This window comes from Kitasatospora sp. NPDC059973 (genome assembly GCF_042737525.1).
Lineage (GTDB): Bacteria > Actinomycetota > Actinomycetes > Streptomycetales > Streptomycetaceae > Kitasatospora.
This window is the reverse complement of the sequence record NZ_JBHWUI010000167.1, coordinates 1-17,747: the sequence shown is the minus strand read 5'-3', so window position 1 is coordinate 17,747 and position 17,747 is coordinate 1. Positions and strand designations below refer to the sequence as shown.

Here is a 17,747-nt window from a genome sequence, read left to right as displayed (position 1 = left end):
GGGGGGGCGCTGGCCGGGGGGTTGTTTCCCCGGGGGGGCTTTGGGGGGGGGGGGGGGGGGGGGGGGGGGGGGGGGGGGGGGGGGGGGCCCCCCCCCCCCCCCGCCGCTGCCGAGGTGCTGCCCAGGGCGGTACGGGTTTCACCCCGGGGCGTTTCTGCGAGCTCCGGGGTGGGTTGTCCCGCCGCCTGGGCCTGCGTCGGGTGCTCGGTGAGCAGCTGCTCTACCAGCTCGCGGTGGCGCTGCATCACCGAGTAGGCGGAGTGCAGGACGTCGGCGGCGGCCTGGCGTGCAAGAGCCTCGTCGCCGTCGCGGGCCGCGCGGTCCAGCTGGAGCAGCAGCAGCCGGTCGTGCCGGACCAGCTCCTCGCCTAGGGTGAGCAGTTCGGCGGCCGACGGGTCGTCGGCCAGGCCGTCGGGGAGCGCCGTTTCGCCCCGGGGCGTTTCGGCGGCCGCCGCGAGGGCCTGCTCCTGCTTCTCCTTCTCCCGGGCGCGGTCCGCTTTCGACGAGCACCTCTTCGAGCAGTACTTCGGCCGGCGGCCCTTGCCGGCCCACGCCAGCTCCGTGCCGCACACCGCGCAGGTCGGACCGCCGAACAGCATCGGCTCGGACACCGCGTTGACCCCCGGGGAGAAACTCATGCCCGGATGCTAGCCCCGCGACCAGCGATGTTTCCCCCCGGGGTGAAACGGGCGGGTATCGGCGCCGCCCCTTGCACAGCCCCCGGGCCGTACCGTCCCCGTTGCGCACCCTCGTTGCCCCCACGCCGCGCGGCCGGTTGTCCCGCACCGCTGCGCAGCGCGGCGGGAGTGCTGCCCAGCGCTGCAGTTCCGTGCGGCAAGGTGACCCTGGCTGCACCCGTGACCGTCCGGTCCCGCGCGGGGTTGCACCGGTATGACCACTCCGCTGTCCGCGCCACCGCCGCACTCCGATACCCACGAGACCGAGGCCCCCGACGGGGAGGACCAGGCGCAGCGGGCGGCCGAGCTGGCGGCGCTGCACCGGGCCGCCGACGCGGGGGAAGCGGCGGCCGCGTGGGTGCGCGAGCTGGCCGGCCATCAGTGCGAGGAGGACCACGGCCGGCTGCTGGAGCGGGTGGCCGAGGCGATCGTCCAGGCGAGCAGCCGCGAGATCATCCCGGACAGCGACGGTCTGCTGACCGAGGAGCTGCGCTACACCCTGGCGGCGGGCGTGGTGCTCGGCGCCTCGCACACCACCGGCACACTGCCCGAACTCCACGACGGCGAGCGGATGCCGCTGATCACCGTCTGCGCGATCGCCGCCGCCCTCCCGTCCTGCGTCCTCGGCGACCTGGCGCGCGAGCTCAACCTGCTCGCCAGCGAACTGGCCGCCGCCATCGAGGCCGGCCGGACCGCCACCGCCGCCGGCGACGCCCGCGTGCTGCCCCTCCGACAGCTGCGGGCTCTCGGCCACGAGCACGGCGATCCGCTCAACCGCCTCGCCTACCGCGGGGTGTTCGACAGCGCGGTCGAGTCCTTCGAGATCGCCCTGCACTACCAGGACGGCCGCGGCGAGGAGGCCTGCGAGGAGGCCCTGCACAACGCGCTCGCCGCCGCCGGGCCCGGCATCGCGGCCGCCGCCCTCCTGCGGGTAGCCAGCGACCCCGCGCTCGGCCTGGACCTCGACCAGTGGGAGCACCTGCACCGCCTCGCCACCGAACTGGACCTGGACGTGGTCGAGGACCTGGGCGGCGCGAACGGCGACGGCACCACCGATCCCACGCAGCCGCGACCGGCGTGACACCGCCTCCGCCCGCCCGCCGGGCCCGGCGGGCACTCGGCCCCGGCGCCGCCCGGGTCCTCGCCGACACCGTCCGAACACCCCGCACCCCGCCGCCCTGGTCGCCGGCCGCCGTCGAGGGCGCGCTGCGCGCCGTGCTGGAGCGGTTCGAGGCGACGGCCGAGCCGTGGCGGGCCGCCGACGCCGGCCGCACCGAGGACGTCCACCGGCGCCGGGCCCGCCAGGCCCTGCTGGAAGCGATCGCCCGCCACCACCACGGCCCGGTGCCGGACGAGGAACCCGACGACCGGCCGTGGTGATCACCGGCACCCCGGGACGCGGAACAATGCCCGGGTGACCAGCACTCAGCCCCAGCCCCGGGGCCTCACCTCGCTGATCCCCGACGCCCGCACCCGGGCCACCCCCGGCGAGCGTGCCGCCTCCCAGCTCCTCCACCTCCACGAGGCCACCGTCCCGGTCCCGGTCCTCGCCGCGGCCGCCGAGCTCATCGCCCCCCAGCTCACGGACCCGGACCCGGCGACCCGCGAAGCGGCCACCGCCGTCCACGCCCGAATGCTCACCGCCCTGGAGGACGCCGCCCCCAGTCGGTAGCCCGGCGAATCTCCGCCCGCCTCGCCGGAGCGTAACCAGCGAGCTCAGGCGTTGGCCAAGGGCGCCCCGCAACCGGTTCCTGACCACCCCTTCGGTGTGCCATCGGACGTGAGCGGCGGGCTTACCGGCTGAGCCTGACGCTCCCGTCCGGCGCGGTGTTGATGACGACCTCCCTGTAGCCGTTGTCGTCGAGGAACCGCCGCAGCAGCCGCCAGTCGACTACGGCCTCGCCCCGTGGTGCGGGGGCCGCGCGCGGGACATCACCGCCCCAGGTCGAATCGAAGAGGATCGCGGCAACAGCAGGCCTGGCCATACTGGGCGCCTCCGGGTAGTCGGTGGAGACACTGTAGGCGGCCAGGACGGACGGATCTGGCGGCGAGACGGGCCCCACCCCTCAGGCGGCCTGGTCGAGGTCGTCGGGGTCGCGGGTGCACAGGTGCGCGGTGGGGCAGGCCGGGCAGCCTCGGACGTCGACCAGGTCGGCGACGGCGTCGAAGAGTTCCTGTGCGCGCTCGACGGAGCCGACGCCTTTGAACGTGGCGTAGTCCTCCGCGGTGCCAAGGGTGCCTTCCGCGAGGTGGGCACGTAGGTAGGCGAGCGCGGCGAACTCCTCGTGGCCCAGGGACTGCGGGTCACCCGGGATGCACGTCTTGGGCACCAGGTCGCTGGCGATGTCGCCACCGAACAGCCACGGATCGCCGGGCTTTGTGGGCTTGCCGATGACGACGCGCAGCACGGTGTCGTCCTCGCCATCCGGTTCGACGAGGAGCATGCCGGTGGCGTGGAGCTCGTGCACCGCATTGCGGACGTCCTCCACCCCGGTCGCACCGCCGAGCATGCCCGCGAGCTCGTCGGCGGGCAAATCGCCGACGCTGCCGTCCGGGCGGCGCAGCCGCAGGACGCCGCCGTCGATGGCCATGTCCAGCCACACGGCCTGCAGGGGGATCTTCGCTCCGTAGACCGGCCGCAGCCTGCCCAGTCGTCGCATGAGGTCAACGGCCTGCGAGGAGAGCCGGGGGTCGGCGGCGGCCCGCTCAGCGTCGAAGCCGGCGGCCGGGCTCATCCACTCGTCATAGCCGGGCGGCTGGAGCTGCTGCAGCGTGTACTCGCCCACTCCGCGCTCCCGGCGCGGCTTGCCCGGCTTCTTACGTCCCACAGTGGTGCCCTCCCAGCTCAGCGTGCGGTGATCGGGCCATTGAACACCCACCACTGGCCGTCCGATTCCCCGGGAGCAACCAGGGGCGAAGGCCGACCGGGCCCGGAGCCGGTGCGCACCGGGCGACCGCAGAAGGTGAACAGGTATGGATCATCTCGGCTTACTAGCCTCGGGCTTTCACGAAGGGGGCGGTCCGAGGGGTGATCAAATAAGCGAGGAGTGCCTCTGAGCTGGGACGATAGGGCTTGTCGAAGGTCCTGTTCGTCGCCAAGAGAGAAGCACTCCCCGGGTGAAGAACCGTAGCGGGTCGTACCCGCCTGTCCGGGGCGAGGGCAACGGCCGTGCGGTAGTCTCGCAGTCCGGGGCCGTGCTGCTGGTGGAGGCGGTCCGTAAAACCGGCCTGGATCAGGAGATATCTCAGGCGCTGGCGCCGTGGTGCAAGCCGCGGGCGGTGCACGACCCGGGCAAGATCCTGCTGGACCTCGCGCTGGCGACCGCCCTGGGCGGGGGACTGCCTGGTCGATGTCGCGATGCTGCGGGCCGAACCGGCCCTCTTCGGGCCGGTGGCCTCCGACCCGACCGTCTCCCGCCTGGTCGACACGCTCGCCGCAGCGGGCTCTGGGGCACTGGCCGCCAGCCGCGCCGCACGGGCCGAAGCCCGCGATCGCATCTGGCGGTTGGCCGGGCCCGACGCGACAGCCGGGCCCCCGACCTGCCCGCATCAGCCCGGACGACCGAAACGGCCCGCCAGAGAATCCGACGGACCGTCACAAAAGATCTAAGGCTAGTGCTTAACACACACCCGTACCCCATCCCGTTTCGCTATCGTAGTGGCCGCTGACGGTGATGGTGTGAGCATCGCCGCTGTCGTCCTGATACGTGACTGTTACCTGGGAGCCCACACACCAATTGTCGTCATGAAGCTCCCACTTCACCCTGTCCGAAGACTCGAGTCCCGCGTCGCTGAGATATTTCCTTAAGTTCTTTGCAGCTAGAGCGCGCTCGGCTGCGGAAGTGTGAAAAGTCTCGATAGCACGGTCGATGATGGGCGAATTTAGGTACTCAACAAGTTCGTAGGCGGCATCAGCAGCAGCTTTGAGTGTCTGGCTAGCAGCTGGACGGGTATTGGTTGGCGCCCCGTCGTTAAGTTCCGTGGCCCACGCAGCGAGAGCATCAACAAAGTTTCTCTTGTTTGCTGCATAGTTGCCCAAAGCCGACATATTCACCCCAAATTGGCTTGATTGCTGACTAATCAGGTCGCGGTACTGGGCCTACATCTGCCCTGTACCCATGCTTACCTCCTGCAGGAATAAGCCGATCACGGCGCGGCGTTCTTTGCCACTTTCACTGGACCGTCAGAGGTAATCAGCCGTCTGCCTTGACTCCAGCACCACCTACTCGGCACGTTAACCCTGCGCCTTCACCTGGCAGGGTGTCCGGTGGATGATCAGAAACGCGGAGAGTGCTCCTGACCTGCAACGATGGGACTTGTCTAGGGTCCAGGTCGTCGCAGGAAAGAAGCACTCTCCAGGTGAAGAAGCGTATCGGGTTCTACCCGCGTGTCCGTACCGAAGGCGGTGGTCGCGGGGTGGTTTCTCAGGCCGGCGGGGTGCTGCTGGTGGAGACGGTCCGCAAGACTGGTCTGGATGCGGCGATATCGGCGGCGCTGGGGCCGTGGCGCAAGCCGCGGGCGGTGCATGATCCGGGCAAGGTCTTGCTGGATGTGGCGCTCGCGGTCGCGCTGGGCGGAGACTGCCTGGCGGACGTGGGCATGCTGCGGGCCAAGCCGGCGGTGTTCGGGCCGGTGGCCTCCGATCCGACGGTGTCCCGGCTGGTCGACACGCTGGCAGCGGGCGGGAAGCATGCGCTGACCGCACTGCGGCAGGCCCGCGCTCAAGTCCGCGCAGATGTATGGAAGTTGGCCGGTGACGCGGCGCCGGACGCGGCCGGACAGGTGGTCGTGGACCTGGACGGGGTGCTGGTCATCGCGCATTCCGAGAAGCAGGATGCGGCCGCGACCTGGAAGAAGACCTTCGGGCACCATCCGCTGATGGGGTTCGTCGACCACGGCCGGGGCGGGTCCGGGGAGCCGGTGGCCGCCCTGCTGCGGCCCGGGAACGCGGGCAGCAACACCGCCGCTGACCACATCGAAGCCGCCCGGCTCGCGCTGGCGCAGCTGCCGAAGAAGTACCGGCGCGGAAGGCGGACGCTGATCCGCACCGACTCTGGTGGGGGCACCCACGAGTTCGTCGACTGGCTTGCCGCACGCGGCCGGTGGCTGTCCTACTCGGTCGGCATGACCATCACCGATGCCATCCACCACGCAGTCCTGAAGGTCCCGGCATCGGCCTGGACACCGGCCGTCGAGCCCGACGGCGAGGTCCGTAACGGGGCCTGGGTGGCCGAGCTCGACGGCGACTGCCTCAAGGGCTGGCCCAAGGGGATGCGGCTGATCGTCCGCAAGGAACGGCCGCACCCCGGCGCCCAGTTGCGTCTCACCGACGCCGACGGCATGCGCCTGACCTGCGTCGCCACCAACACCGCCCGCACCCCGATCGCCGAGCTGGAGCTGCGGCACCGCCAGCGGGCCCGCGCCGAGGACCGCATCCGCGCCGCCCGCGCCACCGGCCTGCGCAATCTTCCCCTGCACGACGCCGCGCAGAACCAGATCTGGCTGGAGATCGTCCAGATCGCCCTGGACCTGCTGGCCTGGATGCCGATGCTCGCCCTCACCGGCCAGGCCCGCCGGTGGGAGCCCCGCCGCCTGAGGTTGCGGCTGTTTTCCGCAGCCGCTCAGCTCGTCACCACCGGACGCCGCCGCATCCTCCGTCTCGCCAGGCACTGGCCCTGGACCAGTGTGATCACCGAAGCACTGCAACGGCTCGCAGCCCTGCCGAACCCCGGCTGACCAGCAACTCCCCCGCCCCTACGAGCAGCACCACCCGACCGGAGCCGTGGAACCCGGCGCCCACCCGACGCGACAGCCGGGCCGCCAGCCTGCCCACCTGCAGAAATGACCACCGCGGACGAGCCGAAAGGGTCCGTCAGTAAGCTGACGGACCCTCATGCAAGATCGAGGCTAGTCTTGGTATTAGCGGTCTACGGAACGGTACTGAACTTCCTCATCCTCTAGGAACGATCATGAATGAGGCAACCAACGAAGACCCTAAGCCCCCGGAAGAGGCTATCGAAACATCAGACGACAGCACGGACGCCACTCTTGACGCCATCGACGCAATCCTTGAAGAGAATGCCGAGGAGTTCGTCAGGGGATTCGTCAAAAGGGGCGGGCAAGGGTGGTCTACCTTCCTCGACCCTTCCTTCTATGTAGGCGCGGCGGCAGCCGGAATCATCGCTGGCGCCACCTGGGATTCCTTCAAGAAGGTGATAGCGAGAGTCCATCAAGCGCTGAGCAGCGCCCCAGGGCCCGCGCTGCCCCTGGCTGATGAGGACGATCTCCTTGCCACCGCAGTCGAAGTGACGCTTGAAGGCGCCTGGAGGACCGCCGAGGACTTGGTCAAGCAACGCAATCCGCAGCACTCAATTGACGAGGCAGCGGCCTTGCACTGGGTTCTCTACTCCGTCGAGCTATTCCACGAGCTGAATACCATTCGCCTGGGACCGGAGCAGTATACGCAGATCGCTAGAATAGCTGCAGAAGACCCGGAACGGCTCACAGCAGACCAATTGGTTGGACGGATCGTCGAGCAATGGATCCAGGACAATAACCCCTGACTCGGTATGTGCCCAGGGCGATCAGGCCTCTACCGAATTCCTCGACGAGCTGCGCCAGCACCGCCGCGAAGCAAGCCGACCCGCATCCGCCGATCAGCCCTGATGGGCGAGGTAGAAGCTGATCTCCAGGGTGTTCTGCTCGGCCAGGGCAGTCAGCGGTTCCATCAGGCTGTCCCACAGGGGGTCGATGCGCAGGTCGTCAGCCTCCGTCAGCCGGCACGCGGCCGCCCGCACCCGGTCCAGCGGCCTGTCCCGGGCAGGGTCGGCAAGGTTGACGTAGACGCCCTCTGCCGTGGCGAGCAGTTCCTTCTGCTCCTGCTGCTCGGAAGCGAGGAACTCAGCGGAGCGGGCCCGTCGTAGGGAGGCGACCGGGACGGCGAGGGCGGCCAGGAGCGCGGCGAGAGTGGGCTCGGCGCTCAGGGCGCGGACGGTGAGGTGGTCCAGCGGGCCGCGCCCTGTGACCACCCGGTCCAGAAGGGTGATGCCGAGCACGGCGTAAGCGCTCACGCACGGCCACATCACCCTCTCCACCGCCCGGTTGTACCGGGAAGCAGCGCGGTACACCTCGGACAGAGCCTGCGAGCGGTGGGAGAACGGGCTGTCGCCGTCGGCGTGGTCAGCATGGTCGTTCATGGCAATCATCCGCTCCACCACCGCGCCCGAGGAAACCCACTCGTGACGCAGGTCGTTCACCGCGAAATGCAACGACCCGAGCGCCTCGTACTCAACGTCGCTCAACGCCGCAAGCTCTGCCCGGCTCGGAAACCTCGCCATCGCCGCCCCCTTCGTCCGTGAATCCCCGGCCGCCCACGCTATCGGCACCGAGGAGCGCCGCGCAGCGGCTTCACCGGTTCACTCGGCGTCTCTACCGGCGCGCCAGCAGGTCGCCCTCCACCACCACCGCGGCCCGTTCCCGACCGCCGCACCCGCCGACCGTGGCGAGCACTGCCCCCGGCCGGGCACCACGACCCCGCAGTCCGCCGGACGGATTCCGCCCGGCGGGATCCCACCGGGACACATCCCGCCGGACGGAATCTGCAACACCGCACAGGTACGGCACCACGGCCGGTACGGCTACCGTCCGCAGATGATCGCCGATCTCGCCCCCTACGAAATGCTGCGCGCCGCCAAAGCCCTGGAGGCGTCCTGGCGGCGCGACCACGCCGTCCTGGACTCCCCCGAGCTCAACGGCATCAGCGAACAGCCGCTGCCCCAACTGATCGCCCGCTTCGGCGCCGCCGTCATCAAGCAGACGACGCAGGACGCCACCGACGAGCAGATCAACACCGGCCGGCCCGCCGACGCGTTCGGCACCCACCAGGTGGCCGCCATGGTCCGGCTGTCCGGCGAACTGATGACGAGCTGGGCCAACAGCACCGGCAGCCACGACACCGCAGCCGTCGCCGCCCTCGGCAGAGGCATACTCCAGTACCTGGTGGAACTGACCCAGGGCCAGGACCTGGACGACGAGGAACAGCACCTTAAGGTGGACCTGCTGCTCACCGCCGTACGGCAGGAGGCTCTCGCGGACTTCAAGTGAGGCACGGCCCCGGCACGGGAACGATGCCGGTATGGACGAGCAGCAGGAGCAGGCCGGCCCCGTCGGTGAAGCGCGGGTACGGGAGCTGACCGAGCAGCTGCGCACCGCGATCGAGGACGTCCGGGCGGCGGTGCTGGTGCTGGCCCGTCGGGTGCGGGCGGCCCACCGGGCGCGGGTGTGGACGGCTCTCGGCCACGACAGCTGGGGCGCGTACGCGCTCGCCGAGTTCGGGATCGGCCGCTCGACCGCGTACCGGCTGCTCGATCTGGCGGCCACCGCCGCCGCCATCGAGGGCGCCGTCGCCGCCGAGCTCGGGGCGTCCCACGCGTGGGACAGCGCCGCCCTGGTCCTGCCGGTGCGCGCGGTGGTCGACCTCAAGGGCCGACTCGCGGAGCTCACCGACCTGATCGCGGAGCGCCTGGCCGACGCCCAGGCCGAGGCCAGCGGCCGGCCGCTTCCGGCCGAGGTGGTCGGGGGGATCGTCGCCCGCGCGGTCACCGAGGTCCGCGACCGTCCCGACGTCCCCGCCTCCGAGCTGGAGACCGGTCCGGCCCCGGACGGCATCACTGCAGAGGCGTGGCGTCGGCACGTCAGTGCCGGCCGCGACCTGGTCGCCCAGCATCGCGCCGCCCAGCACCGGCTCGGCGTGCTCGCCCTCGAGGTGGTCCCGGCCTACGTCGGCGACGGCCAGGCCGAGGACGTCCTGGCGCCCGTCGCCGACGACATCGGGCTCACCATCGCCGAGCTGGTGGCCTGCCGCCGCTACGCGATCAGCGGCGACGTCCGGGCGATGGACGGCTGGTAGCGCACCACCCACAGGTGCGGGCGGTCAGGTCAGATCTGCCGGTCCGGATCGGAGAAGGTGATGCCTCCGGCGGCGAGCGGGCGGCGGGCCGGAGCAGGTGCGGGCTCCGTCTCTCCGGGCGGCTGGCGGAAGTCGGCGCCCTGCTCGACCGGCAGCAGCCGGCGCCCGCCCACCTGGGCGGTGGCAGGAGCGTCGAAGGCGGGCTCGGAGAAGTGGGGCAGAGAAAGGGGTCGGCGGTCGGTCATGATCACAGTCTCGCAGCCCGGGCGCTGCAGTCCCAGACCGCTATCAGCGGTGATACTGCTCTGGCCCTGCCCGGCAAGACCAGAGCAGGGCTCGCCCGCGGCGGCCTCCAGATACGACGACGGCCCGCACCCAGATGAGTGCGGACCGCGGGCCAGCTTCTCGGTGCCTGGTCGGCGCCGTTGGTCAGCCGACGTGCCGAAGCGGAACGACCTTTGGGCAGTGTCCGGCGGGCGTGGTCGCCGAGCCGGAAGCAGCCGACATCGTTGAACCGGTCTCGTCGAACCACCCGGTCTCCACGAGCTCCTCGCGAATGCGGGAGCGCTGTACCAGCCCCAACCGCACCCAGGGGTGAGCAAATCCCGGTTTGCTCACCAAGGCACGGTGTGTGGGCCTAGGGTGCGGGCATGACCGAGCCCACCGCCGTCACCGCCCGCGTCGGCCAGCGCGGCCGCCTCGTCCTGCCCGCCCAGGCCCAACGCGCGGCCCGCATCACCGAAGGCGACCTCGTCGCCGTCCGCACCACCGACGGCGCGATCACCATCGAGCCCCTGTGGGCCGTCCGCGACCAACTCCGAACCACCTTCGCCCCCCTCCTCGCCGGCCACCTCCCGGCCGGCCCGGCCCTCATGCTCACCGGCGGCCACCCCCTCCCCGACCACGACGAGAACTCCGACCAGCCACCCGCCGAACTGCGCCCCCTGCCCGGGGACACCCGGGGCGTGCGAGTCCTCGCGGGCGGCGAGCAGCGGGTGGTGGTCACCGCTCGCGCCGTCCTCGCCTGGATCGCCGCCGGCCCCGACTCCCGGGTCAGCCACTGGCTCGACCGCGCGATCCTGCCCGAGGCGGCCGTCGCCGACCTCGTCACCGTCCTCGCCCGCGCCGGCGCCCACGAGCGCGCCGACCACCTGCTCGCCGAACTCACCCTCCTCGGCGTCCGCCAGCCCCGTCCCGCCGAACACCGCGCCGCCCTCGCCACCGACACCGCCCACGCCCTCGACCTCACCACCCGCGCCGCTGCCGCCGCGATCGAGCTGACGATGCCGGACGCACTGTGCGCCGCCGCCGCCCACCGCCTCGCCCTGCCGCTGCTCGCCGCCGACCTGCTGCCCACCGAGACGCCGTAACCGTCAGCGGGGGCAACAGCAGCCACGGGTCGCGATGAGCCGCTCGGCAGACGGAGCCGGTTCAGCCCGCGCCGGACACCACGCAGCCGGCCGGGCCCCGCGAACGGGCCCGGCGGTGACGGCCTCGAGTTCGATTTACGGGGCCACGTCGGCAGGCGAAGGCGCTGCTGCTGCCCGTCGTCCTGGTGGTGCTCACGATCTCGTCCAGGTGGGTGGTGACCTGGGCCAGTGCTCGGTGGTGGGCAGGTCCTAGCAGCCGGGGCAGGCCGGGTCCGGCAGGTGCCCGCGCCCGGCACGGACACCCACCACCAGGCGAAGGGCAACTGGACAGGTCGGGCCGCCCGCGGCCCGACCGGTGCGCTGTCGGCGCGCAGCGTCGATGGCGCAGTCCAGGCGGCAGCCGGATGGTCCAGCGCATCCGGGCGCTGGCCACGGGTGCGGGGGCGGTACACCGCACCCAGCCAGGCCCGGGTCGGCGGGCCGCGTCGGTGGCTGGGTTGCCGCCCGTGCCCGGACGTCCGGCAGGGCAGGTCCCGCCACCGGCCGGGGTGGGGAAGATCGAAGGGGCGGTCAGTCATCCGGGGTGATGTTGATTGCGTCGCAGTAGAAGCACGTCCAGTCGTAGGGCAGCCGGTAGCTGTGGACGCTGAAGAAGCCCAGCGGCTCGCCGTAGACGGTGACCGTCTCGTCGCAATTCCAGCATTCGAATTCGAAGTCCATCGTCTCCCCTCCAGAGCGGCCTCCAGGATGGCGGGCGTGGGGGCAGTAGGAGAGGTGATCGCAGGTTCTGGCTGGAAGGCGTGCCTACGCTGAAGGCCGGCCCCTCGCGATTCGAGGACGCTGTTGGTCAATTGGGCTTCTGCTTCGCCCCGTCGACTGGTTAGTCGGCGGGGCGAAGTGCTGTGAAACAGAAGCGCCGCTACTTCTCAGCGTTCCCGGCCACGCCGGCTTCTTCGTCCTTCCTCTGACGCTCGCGGGCGCTCGCCTCCTGCTGGCGGCGCTCCTCCTCCCACTGCCAACGACCTCGGCGCTCCTCCTCCTCGCGGTCACGGCGGGCCTGTTCCTCCTGCCGGCGGCGCTGGTCGTCCGCCGCCGCCTGCTGCAGGCGGGCCTGTTCCTCCTGCTGGCGGCGATGGGCCTGTTCCTGCCGGTGGCGCTGGTCGTTCGCCGCCTGCTGCCAGTTGGAGCCCGAATTGCCGTGGTGGCCGTGGCCGTGGCTTGTCATGAGGTCCCCGATCCGTGAGTCGTCGACCATACCTGCGGTGGCGCTCCTCCAGAGTCGGCACTCGGCAACGCCCTGTCCAGAGGCAGAACCGTCACGGACAACGGGTCGGCGAGCGGCAGGCGGGACCGGCCGGAGCGGGAGTCGAGGCCCGGGAGCGGCCCGACCAGACGCAGCACCGGCCTGGACCGGCGAACCGAAGCGGCGGGGCCGTCACTGGCTGGCCGGTTCACCGGCCCCAGGCCACCCACACCATCCACCCCCGCGCTGGCCACCGCCCGCCGCCAGGTCAAGAGAAAATGGCACAGCGCAGCGTCTGCCGGGCCGACGTGCGCACCCGCTCCCCACCCCACCCATCACTCCGTCGCGGCGGGCGCCTCGGGAGGCGTTGACCAGCAGGGTGGCCAGCAAGGCAGCGGCTACGTCGTGGCCCATGGCGTCGGTGATCGACAGGTGCAGGGTGGTGTGGTCGAGGGAGTAGTCGTAGGTGTCGCCGGCGATGTCCGCGGCCGGGACCAGGGCGCAGGCGAGCGCGAACTCCGGTGCCTCGCAGGACGAGGCCGAAGGCAGGAGCTGGCTCTGGATCTCGGCGGCCAGGCTCACGTGGGTAGTGCGGTTGCCCCAGTGGTAGAGGTCGGTGAAGCGCCGGTCGGTGACGAGCAGGTACGCCAGCGCGTGGGCGGCTTCCCTGATCTGTTCCAGGACGTCGTCCGTGGCCTCGGTCAGGTGCAGCTCCAGGACGCCGATGGTGTCGCCGCGGTTGGTGACCGGGGCCAGCACCCGCCCGTCCTTGGGAGCCACGACGAGCTGCTGGGTGCGCAGGACGTGGTCGTAGACGGTGCCACGATCGAGGGGGATCCGCTCGGCGTAGCGGTTCGGGCCGGTGGTAGCCGCGTCGTCGAACCGCAGCAGGCACTGGCCCACCGCGTCGACGAACAGGAACGAGACGACTGTCACCGAGAAGCGCTCCCGGAGGTTGCGGGCCACCACGTCGAGGGAGCGCACCGGAGCAGCGCCCTCCCCTGCGGCCAGCACGTCCGCCAGCCCGATCCGGTCCGTCGCCACATCAGCCTCCCTGGATTGCCACCATCCTTCCCTTATGCCCGCCGATCATGGCCCTTCGGCGCGCGCGGCTCGGCTGTCAGGTTCCTGGAGCGGCGGATGGGCCCGTTGCCCGAGCCGACGCAGGCGCGGGCGCGGTGAGTGGTGTTCCCCAGGCCGGAACGGCGGGTGTGCTGTCAGCCGGCGTTACGGGTGGCGGAGGTGTTCGACGAGGCGCTGGGCTTCCTAGAGCTGGTCTTGGAGGATGACGATGCGGCAGGCGGCGTCGACGGCGGTTCCCTGGTCGACCAGGTCGCGGACGCGCATCGCGACCCGCAGCTGGCGGCGGGAGAAGCGGCGGTGGCCGCCGGCGGAGCGCAGGGGGGTGATGAGGCCATATCTACCGGCCCTGGGCCGGTCCTTGTGTCCGCCACTCCTCCGCGAGGGGGATCGCGGGGATCGCGTATGCGTGACCGGAAACCACCATCCTTCGTAGCTGAGGAGGTCTGCGGTGTCCGCCCGGACGAGGAAACTGCTCATCTCACGGGCCGGGCGATCCTGATGGCGCTAGCGCCCTCCGTTGCCCTTTGGCGGGCCGGAACTTCGGATCTACTCGTCCTAGAGACCGGCAGGGAGCGATGGCCGCGCCGGGACTTGGTGCGGGAGTGCCCCGCAGGCGGGGCCTGGTGGACGGGTACGTCCTGCGACAGCTCGACGAGTCGGCGCGGACGGCCATCTACACGCAGGTTCGCTGTGGTGACCCGGATACGGTCGCCGCCGAGCTGCTGAGGATCCTGGCGGAGGACTGCCCATGGGCACCCGGTAGGACGTGGTCGAACGGGTGAATGGGCCGGCCGGAGAGAGGGCCGCGGGTGGCGCGGGGAACGGATGGTGCACGCGGCGTCGAACCGGTCGGCGTCGTTCGTGTGAGGAGCGTGATCGTGGAGACCGCAGAGCTGGAGAGCAAGGTCCACGGCCTGGAGACGGCGCTGGCCGTCCAAGAGGCCAACCTGGCCGGCGCGCAGGCCACCCAGGCGGCGACCCAGGCGGGCATGAGCTCGACCTTCGCCGCCACCCACGCCGGGACCTGGTCCGTGATGGCGGTGGGTTCCGTCGCGCTGGTCGTCGGGCTCTTCCTGGGCATGGCCATCGCCAAGCACTGACCGTCGCCTCGGGAGGTGCGGGGTCCGTCGGCGGCCGCACCCGACGCCGGCGGACCCCGGTTCCACGACCAGACGACCACCCTCTTTGTCTGTTTATGTCGACTTTATGGGGTAGGCGCCGGGCCAGGCCCTTCTCCCATCCGGAGGTCACCATGGCGTCGACCCACCGCCCACCCATCGAGGAACACCCCGACCTGAGGGAGCTGCGAGCCCGGCACGACCGCGCCGCCGCCACCCCACGAGCCCAGATGATCGAGGCCCTGGCCCTCATCACCGGCCTCTACCTGGCCGCGTCCCCCTGGATAGCCGGATTCAACGGCTTCGCCACCCTGACCGTCACCAACCTGATCGCCGGCATCGCCTACGCCCTGCTCCTGGGCGGACTGGGTACCTCCTACGAGCGCACCCACTCCATGGCCTGGGCCGCGGCCGCCCTCGGCATCTGGACCTGCGTCGCCCCCTGGGTCGTCGCCGGCGACGTCGCCCACACCCGCTCCATCACCAGCAACCTCATCACCGGCGCCGTCGCCACCCTCCTCGCCCTCGCGGCCGCCTCCGCCGCCCGTGACCGCAGCGCCACCCGTCCGGGAGCCGGCAACCCCCGCAGCCGCCGCCCCATGCCGGGACTCGACGACCACTGACCAACGAACCGCGCATCCCAGCGCCGCCGGGAGGGCCTCACCATCTCCCCCTCCCGGCGGCCCAGCCGTTCCCCCAGCCCCGCCGGACCGGCCGCGACCTCCCCCTCTCCCGCCGGCCCCGCACGCACCCCACCCGGGACAGCCGGGCACACGCCCGAGCCGAACAGGCCCCGACCACCCAGCGGACAGGAGAGACAATGAGCGTCAGACCCGAACCCCTCCTGCGCCGCCTGTCGACCCGCCTCGCCGAACAGGCCACGATCGACGACCTCTACGCGCTGCGCGACACCCTCCCCCGCCCGCACACCCCTCCCACGACCGCCCGCTGACACGAATCTGCGCCCCGCTCCTGGGCCGTCACCGCAGGGAAAGCAGTGGCGCCCGCCGGGATGCCCCCCGGTGTACCTCTCATCCGGGCAGACGCCTTCCGTAGACGCCGCCGGCGCCCGACCCGGCACACCGCGGGCCGCACGTCCCCCGCTGAGCACCACGACACAGGGGCCGAATCGGGTGGGGTGCCGGCGAGCGGTCAACCCAGGCAGAAGAATGGTCGGCATGCGAACGCGGTGGGTCTACCAGCTTCGGGACCGCCCCGGCGCCGACGACATCGAGGGCCTGGCCGAGCAGGAAGGCCCACCCCGGCAGATCCTGGCCCGCCGACGCCCCGACAACAGCGCCGCCCTGGTGGACGGGTACATCCTGCAGAGCATCGACGCACAGCGGCGCACCGCCGTCTACACCTGGGTGCACAGCGGCGAGCCGGACACGGTCGCGGCCTGCCTGCTGGAACTGCTGGCCGAGTCCTGCCCCGCGGAGCAGGCCCGGTAGTGCCGCATCAAGCAGCGTTTGCCCTGTGACGGGCTCGTGGCAGGGGTTGGCCTTGCCGGTAGTGCGGAGGCGCTTCGCGTGCGGGCTCAGCCGAATGAGCCGTCGCTCTTCACGCTCTCGAACCCGCTGGCGGAGGTGAGGCCCTCGACGAAGGACTGGAAGTTCGGAGCGAGGGCCAACTCCGAGTTGTCGTCCGCGTCGAACCAGGTGACGGACGGTTCCCCGTGTCGGCCACAGGCCCGGTAGTCGAGTCCGATCCAGCAAGGCCCGTCACCCGAGACCAGCACCACAGGTGCGGGGAGGTTCCACTCTTCGACCAGATACGGGCTGTCGAGCAGGGAGATCGTTCGCTCGCGGTGGCCGATGCCCAGCACGCTGTCGAAGGGGACGTGGTCGGCACTCCATGAGGTCGGCCTGCTCGTGGGGAAGACATTCCGGCTGCTCGTGACCTGGCCCCCGTTCTGCTGCCGCAGCAGGTCCAGCAGGGAGCTGGGGAGCGTGACACTCAGCAGCCGCTCGGCCTCCAGAATCACCTGGTCAGTCACGGGCGGCTGCACTCCGTAGTCGCTACCGGTGTCCCACAGGGACTGCTGGAGATCCTCAAAGCGCGTCATGCCTGGCATCGTAAGAGCCACGCCCGGCAGTTGACCGCCCAGCACATGCCAGACGAGCACAATGCTCACGTGACTGAACGTGTGCGGGTGCGGGACATCGATGACGACGAGGGGCGGCGCCTGCTACGGATCGTCCGCAGGGGCACCGGATCGGTAGTGACATGGCGACGAGCGCAGATGGTGCTGCTGTCCGCCCAGGGCATGCCGGTGGCGAAGATCGCCGAGGTGACGTTCACCAGCGCGGACCGGGTCCGGGACGTGCTCCACAACTTCAACGCCGACGGCTTCGACTCGCTCTACCCCAAGTACAGGGGCGGCCGGCCGAGGACGTTCACCCTCCCGGAGCGTCGCGAGATCAAGAAGATCGCCAAGTCCGGGCCAGCTGAGCACGGCCTGCCCTTCTCGACCTGGAGCCTGGCCAAGCTGGCCGACTTCCTGGTCGCCGAGGGGGTGGTCGACGACATCAGCCACGAGGGCCTGCGCATCCTGCTCCGCGAGGAAGGCGTCTCCTTTCAACGCGTGAAGACCTGGAAGACCTCCCGCAACCCCGACTACGCCACGAAGAAGGCCCGCGTCGAGCACTTCTACGCTATCGCCGACGGCGAGGTCATACCCGAGGAAGGCGAGCCCGAAGTCATCTTCTGCATGGACGAGTTCGGGCCGCTCAACCTCCAGCCCCACCCCGGCCGGCAGTGGGCCGAACGCGGCGGCAGGCACAAGGATTCCGACCGCGATCCCCGACCGCGCAGACGGGCGACCTACACCCGCCCGCACGGCGTGAGGCACCTGTTCGCCGCCTACGACCTGGCCAAGGACCAGCTCTACGGGCACGTCAAGAAGACCAAGAACCGGTCGAAGTTCCTGGAGTTCTGCCGCTATCTGCGCTCGCTGCACCCGATCGGTGTTCGTATTGCGATTGTTTGCGACAACTACTCGCCGCACCTGACGACGAAGCGCTGTCAGCGGGTCGGGACGTGGGCGGCCGCGAACAATGTGGAGATCGCCTACACCCCGACCAACAGCTCCTGGCTCAACCGGATCGAGGCCCAGTTCACCGCCCTGCGTTACTTCGCCCTCGACGGCACCGACCATCCCAGCCACAAGGCCCAGGGCAGCATGATCCGCCGATACATCATCTGGCGGAACAAGCACGCTGCTGATCAGCGCCTGCGCGAGGTCATCAGTAGGGCGAACGTTGCCTGATGCGGCAGTAGGTAGCCAGCCCAGCACCTCGACCTCCCGCCGACCCCGCTGCTGCGGGGCCGTACGGCCCCGCAGCAGCG

The 17,747-nt window shown here is 70.8% G+C and carries 22 protein-coding genes and 3 pseudogenes; 15 read left to right on the top strand and 10 right to left on the bottom strand.

The window, feature by feature from the left end:
• Positions 1-173: 173 nt before the first annotated feature.
• The 4 genes from ACFWA9_RS32110 to ACFWA9_RS32095 all read left to right on the top strand — a co-directional run bounded on the left by ACFWA9_RS32110 (position 174) and on the right by ACFWA9_RS32095 (position 2,349).
• Complete coding sequence (locus ACFWA9_RS32110) at positions 174-371, top strand: hypothetical protein (RefSeq protein WP_380391842.1); 198 nt, start codon at positions 174-176, stop codon at positions 369-371.
• A 520-nt stretch (positions 372-891) separates the two neighbouring features.
• Positions 892-1,758, top strand: coding sequence for a hypothetical protein (locus tag ACFWA9_RS32105; RefSeq protein WP_380391839.1), 867 nt, complete (start codon positions 892-894; stop codon positions 1,756-1,758).
• Positions 1,755-2,057 (top strand): hypothetical protein, encoded by a 303-nt coding sequence (locus ACFWA9_RS32100; RefSeq protein WP_380391836.1) that lies wholly within the window; start codon positions 1,755-1,757, stop codon positions 2,055-2,057. Before ACFWA9_RS32105 ends, ACFWA9_RS32100 begins: the two co-directional genes overlap by 4 nt.
• 34 nt (positions 2,058-2,091) lie before the next feature.
• Positions 2,092-2,349: a hypothetical protein gene (locus ACFWA9_RS32095; RefSeq protein ID WP_380391834.1), complete on the top strand. Its 258-nt coding sequence runs from the start codon at positions 2,092-2,094 to the stop codon at positions 2,347-2,349.
• Positions 2,350-2,470: 121 nt separating this feature from the next.
• On the opposite strand, the gene ACFWA9_RS32090 is transcribed toward ACFWA9_RS32095, so the two are convergent.
• Both ACFWA9_RS32090 and ACFWA9_RS32085 read right to left on the bottom strand, forming a co-directional pair.
• Complete coding sequence (locus ACFWA9_RS32090) at positions 2,471-2,662, bottom strand: hypothetical protein (RefSeq protein WP_380391831.1); 192 nt, start codon at positions 2,660-2,662, stop codon at positions 2,471-2,473.
• A gap of 81 nt (positions 2,663-2,743) precedes the next feature.
• On the bottom strand, positions 2,744-3,505 hold the full coding sequence (locus ACFWA9_RS32085) for a hypothetical protein (protein ID WP_380391830.1): 762 nt from the start codon (positions 3,503-3,505) through the stop codon (positions 2,744-2,746).
• A gap of 289 nt (positions 3,506-3,794) precedes the next feature.
• Between ACFWA9_RS32085 and ACFWA9_RS32080 the strand changes: the two are divergent.
• Positions 3,795-4,200: pseudogene (locus ACFWA9_RS32080) on the top strand (transposase); the annotation flags it as partial.
• A gap of 96 nt (positions 4,201-4,296) precedes the next feature.
• Here the strand turns inward: ACFWA9_RS32080 and ACFWA9_RS32075 are convergent.
• Positions 4,297-4,716 carry a hypothetical protein gene (locus ACFWA9_RS32075; RefSeq protein WP_380391828.1) on the bottom strand — a complete coding sequence of 140 codons (420 nt, stop codon included), beginning with the start codon at positions 4,714-4,716 and terminating at the stop codon, positions 4,297-4,299.
• A gap of 320 nt (positions 4,717-5,036) precedes the next feature.
• On the opposite strand from ACFWA9_RS32075, the gene ACFWA9_RS32070 reads away from it, so the two are divergent.
• On the top strand, positions 5,037-6,413 hold the full coding sequence (locus ACFWA9_RS32070) for an IS1380 family transposase (RefSeq protein ID WP_380391825.1): 1,377 nt from the start codon (positions 5,037-5,039) through the stop codon (positions 6,411-6,413).
• A 233-nt stretch (positions 6,414-6,646) separates the two neighbouring features.
• Positions 6,647-7,240, top strand: a complete 594-nt coding sequence (locus ACFWA9_RS32065; RefSeq protein ID WP_380391823.1) for a ubiquitin-like protein Pup — start codon at positions 6,647-6,649, stop codon at positions 7,238-7,240.
• Between the two features lie 93 nt (positions 7,241-7,333).
• Here ACFWA9_RS32065 and ACFWA9_RS32060 read toward each other — a convergent pair whose 3' ends face one another.
• Positions 7,334-7,978 carry a hypothetical protein gene (locus tag ACFWA9_RS32060; protein ID WP_380391820.1) on the bottom strand — a complete coding sequence of 215 codons (645 nt, stop codon included), beginning with the start codon at positions 7,976-7,978 and terminating at the stop codon, positions 7,334-7,336.
• A gap of 349 nt (positions 7,979-8,327) precedes the next feature.
• Between ACFWA9_RS32060 and ACFWA9_RS32055 the strand changes: the two genes are divergently transcribed.
• Complete coding sequence (locus ACFWA9_RS32055; RefSeq protein WP_380391817.1) at positions 8,328-8,780, top strand: hypothetical protein; 453 nt, start codon at positions 8,328-8,330, stop codon at positions 8,778-8,780.
• A gap of 31 nt (positions 8,781-8,811) precedes the next feature.
• Positions 8,812-9,585, top strand: a complete 774-nt coding sequence (locus ACFWA9_RS32050; RefSeq protein WP_380391814.1) for a hypothetical protein — start codon at positions 8,812-8,814, stop codon at positions 9,583-9,585.
• A 29-nt stretch (positions 9,586-9,614) separates the two neighbouring features.
• Here ACFWA9_RS32050 and ACFWA9_RS32045 read toward each other — a convergent pair whose 3' ends face one another.
• Positions 9,615-9,830, bottom strand: a complete 216-nt coding sequence (locus ACFWA9_RS32045) for a hypothetical protein (RefSeq protein WP_380391811.1) — start codon at positions 9,828-9,830, stop codon at positions 9,615-9,617.
• A 405-nt stretch (positions 9,831-10,235) separates the two neighbouring features.
• Between ACFWA9_RS32045 and ACFWA9_RS32040 the strand changes: the two genes are divergently transcribed.
• Positions 10,236-10,955 (top strand): AbrB/MazE/SpoVT family DNA-binding domain-containing protein, encoded by a 720-nt coding sequence (locus ACFWA9_RS32040; RefSeq protein WP_380391808.1) that lies wholly within the window; start codon positions 10,236-10,238, stop codon positions 10,953-10,955.
• 570 nt (positions 10,956-11,525) lie between these two features.
• Here ACFWA9_RS32040 and ACFWA9_RS32035 read toward each other — a convergent pair.
• The 4 genes and pseudogenes from ACFWA9_RS32035 to ACFWA9_RS32020 all read right to left on the bottom strand — a co-directional run.
• Positions 11,526-11,675, bottom strand: coding sequence for a hypothetical protein (locus tag ACFWA9_RS32035; protein WP_380391805.1), 150 nt, complete (start codon positions 11,673-11,675; stop codon positions 11,526-11,528).
• Between the two features lie 199 nt (positions 11,676-11,874).
• Positions 11,875-12,210 (bottom strand): hypothetical protein, encoded by a 336-nt coding sequence (locus ACFWA9_RS32030; RefSeq protein WP_380391802.1) that lies wholly within the window; start codon positions 12,208-12,210, stop codon positions 11,875-11,877.
• Between the two features lie 327 nt (positions 12,211-12,537).
• Positions 12,538-13,242, bottom strand: a pseudogene (locus tag ACFWA9_RS32025) (serine/threonine-protein phosphatase); the annotation flags it as partial.
• A 222-nt stretch (positions 13,243-13,464) separates the two neighbouring features.
• Positions 13,465-13,623: pseudogene (locus ACFWA9_RS32020) on the bottom strand (MerR family transcriptional regulator); the annotation flags it as partial.
• Between the two features lie 536 nt (positions 13,624-14,159).
• On the opposite strand from ACFWA9_RS32020, the gene ACFWA9_RS32015 reads away from it, so the two are divergent.
• The 4 genes from ACFWA9_RS32015 (at position 14,160) to ACFWA9_RS32000 (ending at position 15,850) form a co-directional block, all read left to right on the top strand.
• Entirely contained in the window at positions 14,160-14,381 is a 222-nt protein-coding gene (locus tag ACFWA9_RS32015; protein WP_380391800.1) for a hypothetical protein, read from the top strand.
• Between the two features lie 152 nt (positions 14,382-14,533).
• Positions 14,534-15,022, top strand: a complete 489-nt coding sequence (locus ACFWA9_RS32010) for an SPW repeat protein (protein WP_380391797.1) — start codon at positions 14,534-14,536, stop codon at positions 15,020-15,022.
• A gap of 197 nt (positions 15,023-15,219) precedes the next feature.
• Positions 15,220-15,351, top strand: coding sequence for a hypothetical protein (locus tag ACFWA9_RS32005; RefSeq protein WP_380391794.1), 132 nt, complete (start codon positions 15,220-15,222; stop codon positions 15,349-15,351).
• Between the two features lie 226 nt (positions 15,352-15,577).
• Entirely contained in the window at positions 15,578-15,850 is a 273-nt protein-coding gene (locus ACFWA9_RS32000; protein WP_380391791.1) for a hypothetical protein, read from the top strand.
• An 86-nt stretch (positions 15,851-15,936) separates the two neighbouring features.
• Here ACFWA9_RS32000 and ACFWA9_RS31995 read toward each other — a convergent pair whose 3' ends face one another.
• A complete protein-coding gene (locus ACFWA9_RS31995; protein ID WP_380391789.1) occupies positions 15,937-16,464 on the bottom strand; it encodes an SMI1/KNR4 family protein in 528 nt (175 codons plus the stop codon).
• A gap of 69 nt (positions 16,465-16,533) precedes the next feature.
• Here ACFWA9_RS31995 and ACFWA9_RS31990 point away from each other — a divergent pair, with 69 nt between their 5' ends.
• Complete coding sequence (locus ACFWA9_RS31990; protein ID WP_380391786.1) at positions 16,534-17,667, top strand: IS630 family transposase; 1,134 nt, start codon at positions 16,534-16,536, stop codon at positions 17,665-17,667.
• Positions 17,668-17,747: the final 80 nt, after the last annotated feature.

Excerpts from the sequence above, each read along its gene's own strand:
- ACFWA9_RS32105 (WP_380391839.1), top strand. The coding sequence starts at position 892 with ATGACCACTCCGCTGTCCGCGCCACCGCCGCACTCCGATACCCACGAG.
- ACFWA9_RS32090 (WP_380391831.1), bottom strand. The coding sequence starts at position 2,662 with ATGGCCAGGCCTGCTGTTGCCGCGATCCTCTTCGATTCGACCTGGGGC.
- ACFWA9_RS32065 (WP_380391823.1), top strand. The coding sequence starts at position 6,647 with ATGAATGAGGCAACCAACGAAGACCCTAAGCCCCCGGAAGAGGCTATC.
- ACFWA9_RS32055 (WP_380391817.1), top strand. The coding sequence starts at position 8,328 with ATGATCGCCGATCTCGCCCCCTACGAAATGCTGCGCGCCGCCAAAGCC.
- ACFWA9_RS32050 (WP_380391814.1), top strand. The coding sequence starts at position 8,812 with ATGGACGAGCAGCAGGAGCAGGCCGGCCCCGTCGGTGAAGCGCGGGTA.
- ACFWA9_RS32045 (WP_380391811.1), bottom strand. The coding sequence starts at position 9,830 with ATGACCGACCGCCGACCCCTTTCTCTGCCCCACTTCTCCGAGCCCGCC.
- ACFWA9_RS32040 (WP_380391808.1), top strand. The coding sequence starts at position 10,236 with ATGACCGAGCCCACCGCCGTCACCGCCCGCGTCGGCCAGCGCGGCCGC.
- ACFWA9_RS32035 (WP_380391805.1), bottom strand. The coding sequence starts at position 11,675 with ATGGACTTCGAATTCGAATGCTGGAATTGCGACGAGACGGTCACCGTC.
- ACFWA9_RS32030 (WP_380391802.1), bottom strand. The coding sequence starts at position 12,210 with ATGGTCGACGACTCACGGATCGGGGACCTCATGACAAGCCACGGCCAC.
- ACFWA9_RS32010 (WP_380391797.1), top strand. The coding sequence starts at position 14,534 with ATGGCGTCGACCCACCGCCCACCCATCGAGGAACACCCCGACCTGAGG.
- ACFWA9_RS32005 (WP_380391794.1), top strand. The coding sequence starts at position 15,220 with ATGAGCGTCAGACCCGAACCCCTCCTGCGCCGCCTGTCGACCCGCCTC.
- ACFWA9_RS32000 (WP_380391791.1), top strand. The coding sequence starts at position 15,578 with ATGCGAACGCGGTGGGTCTACCAGCTTCGGGACCGCCCCGGCGCCGAC.
- ACFWA9_RS31995 (WP_380391789.1), bottom strand. The coding sequence starts at position 16,464 with ATGACGCGCTTTGAGGATCTCCAGCAGTCCCTGTGGGACACCGGTAGC.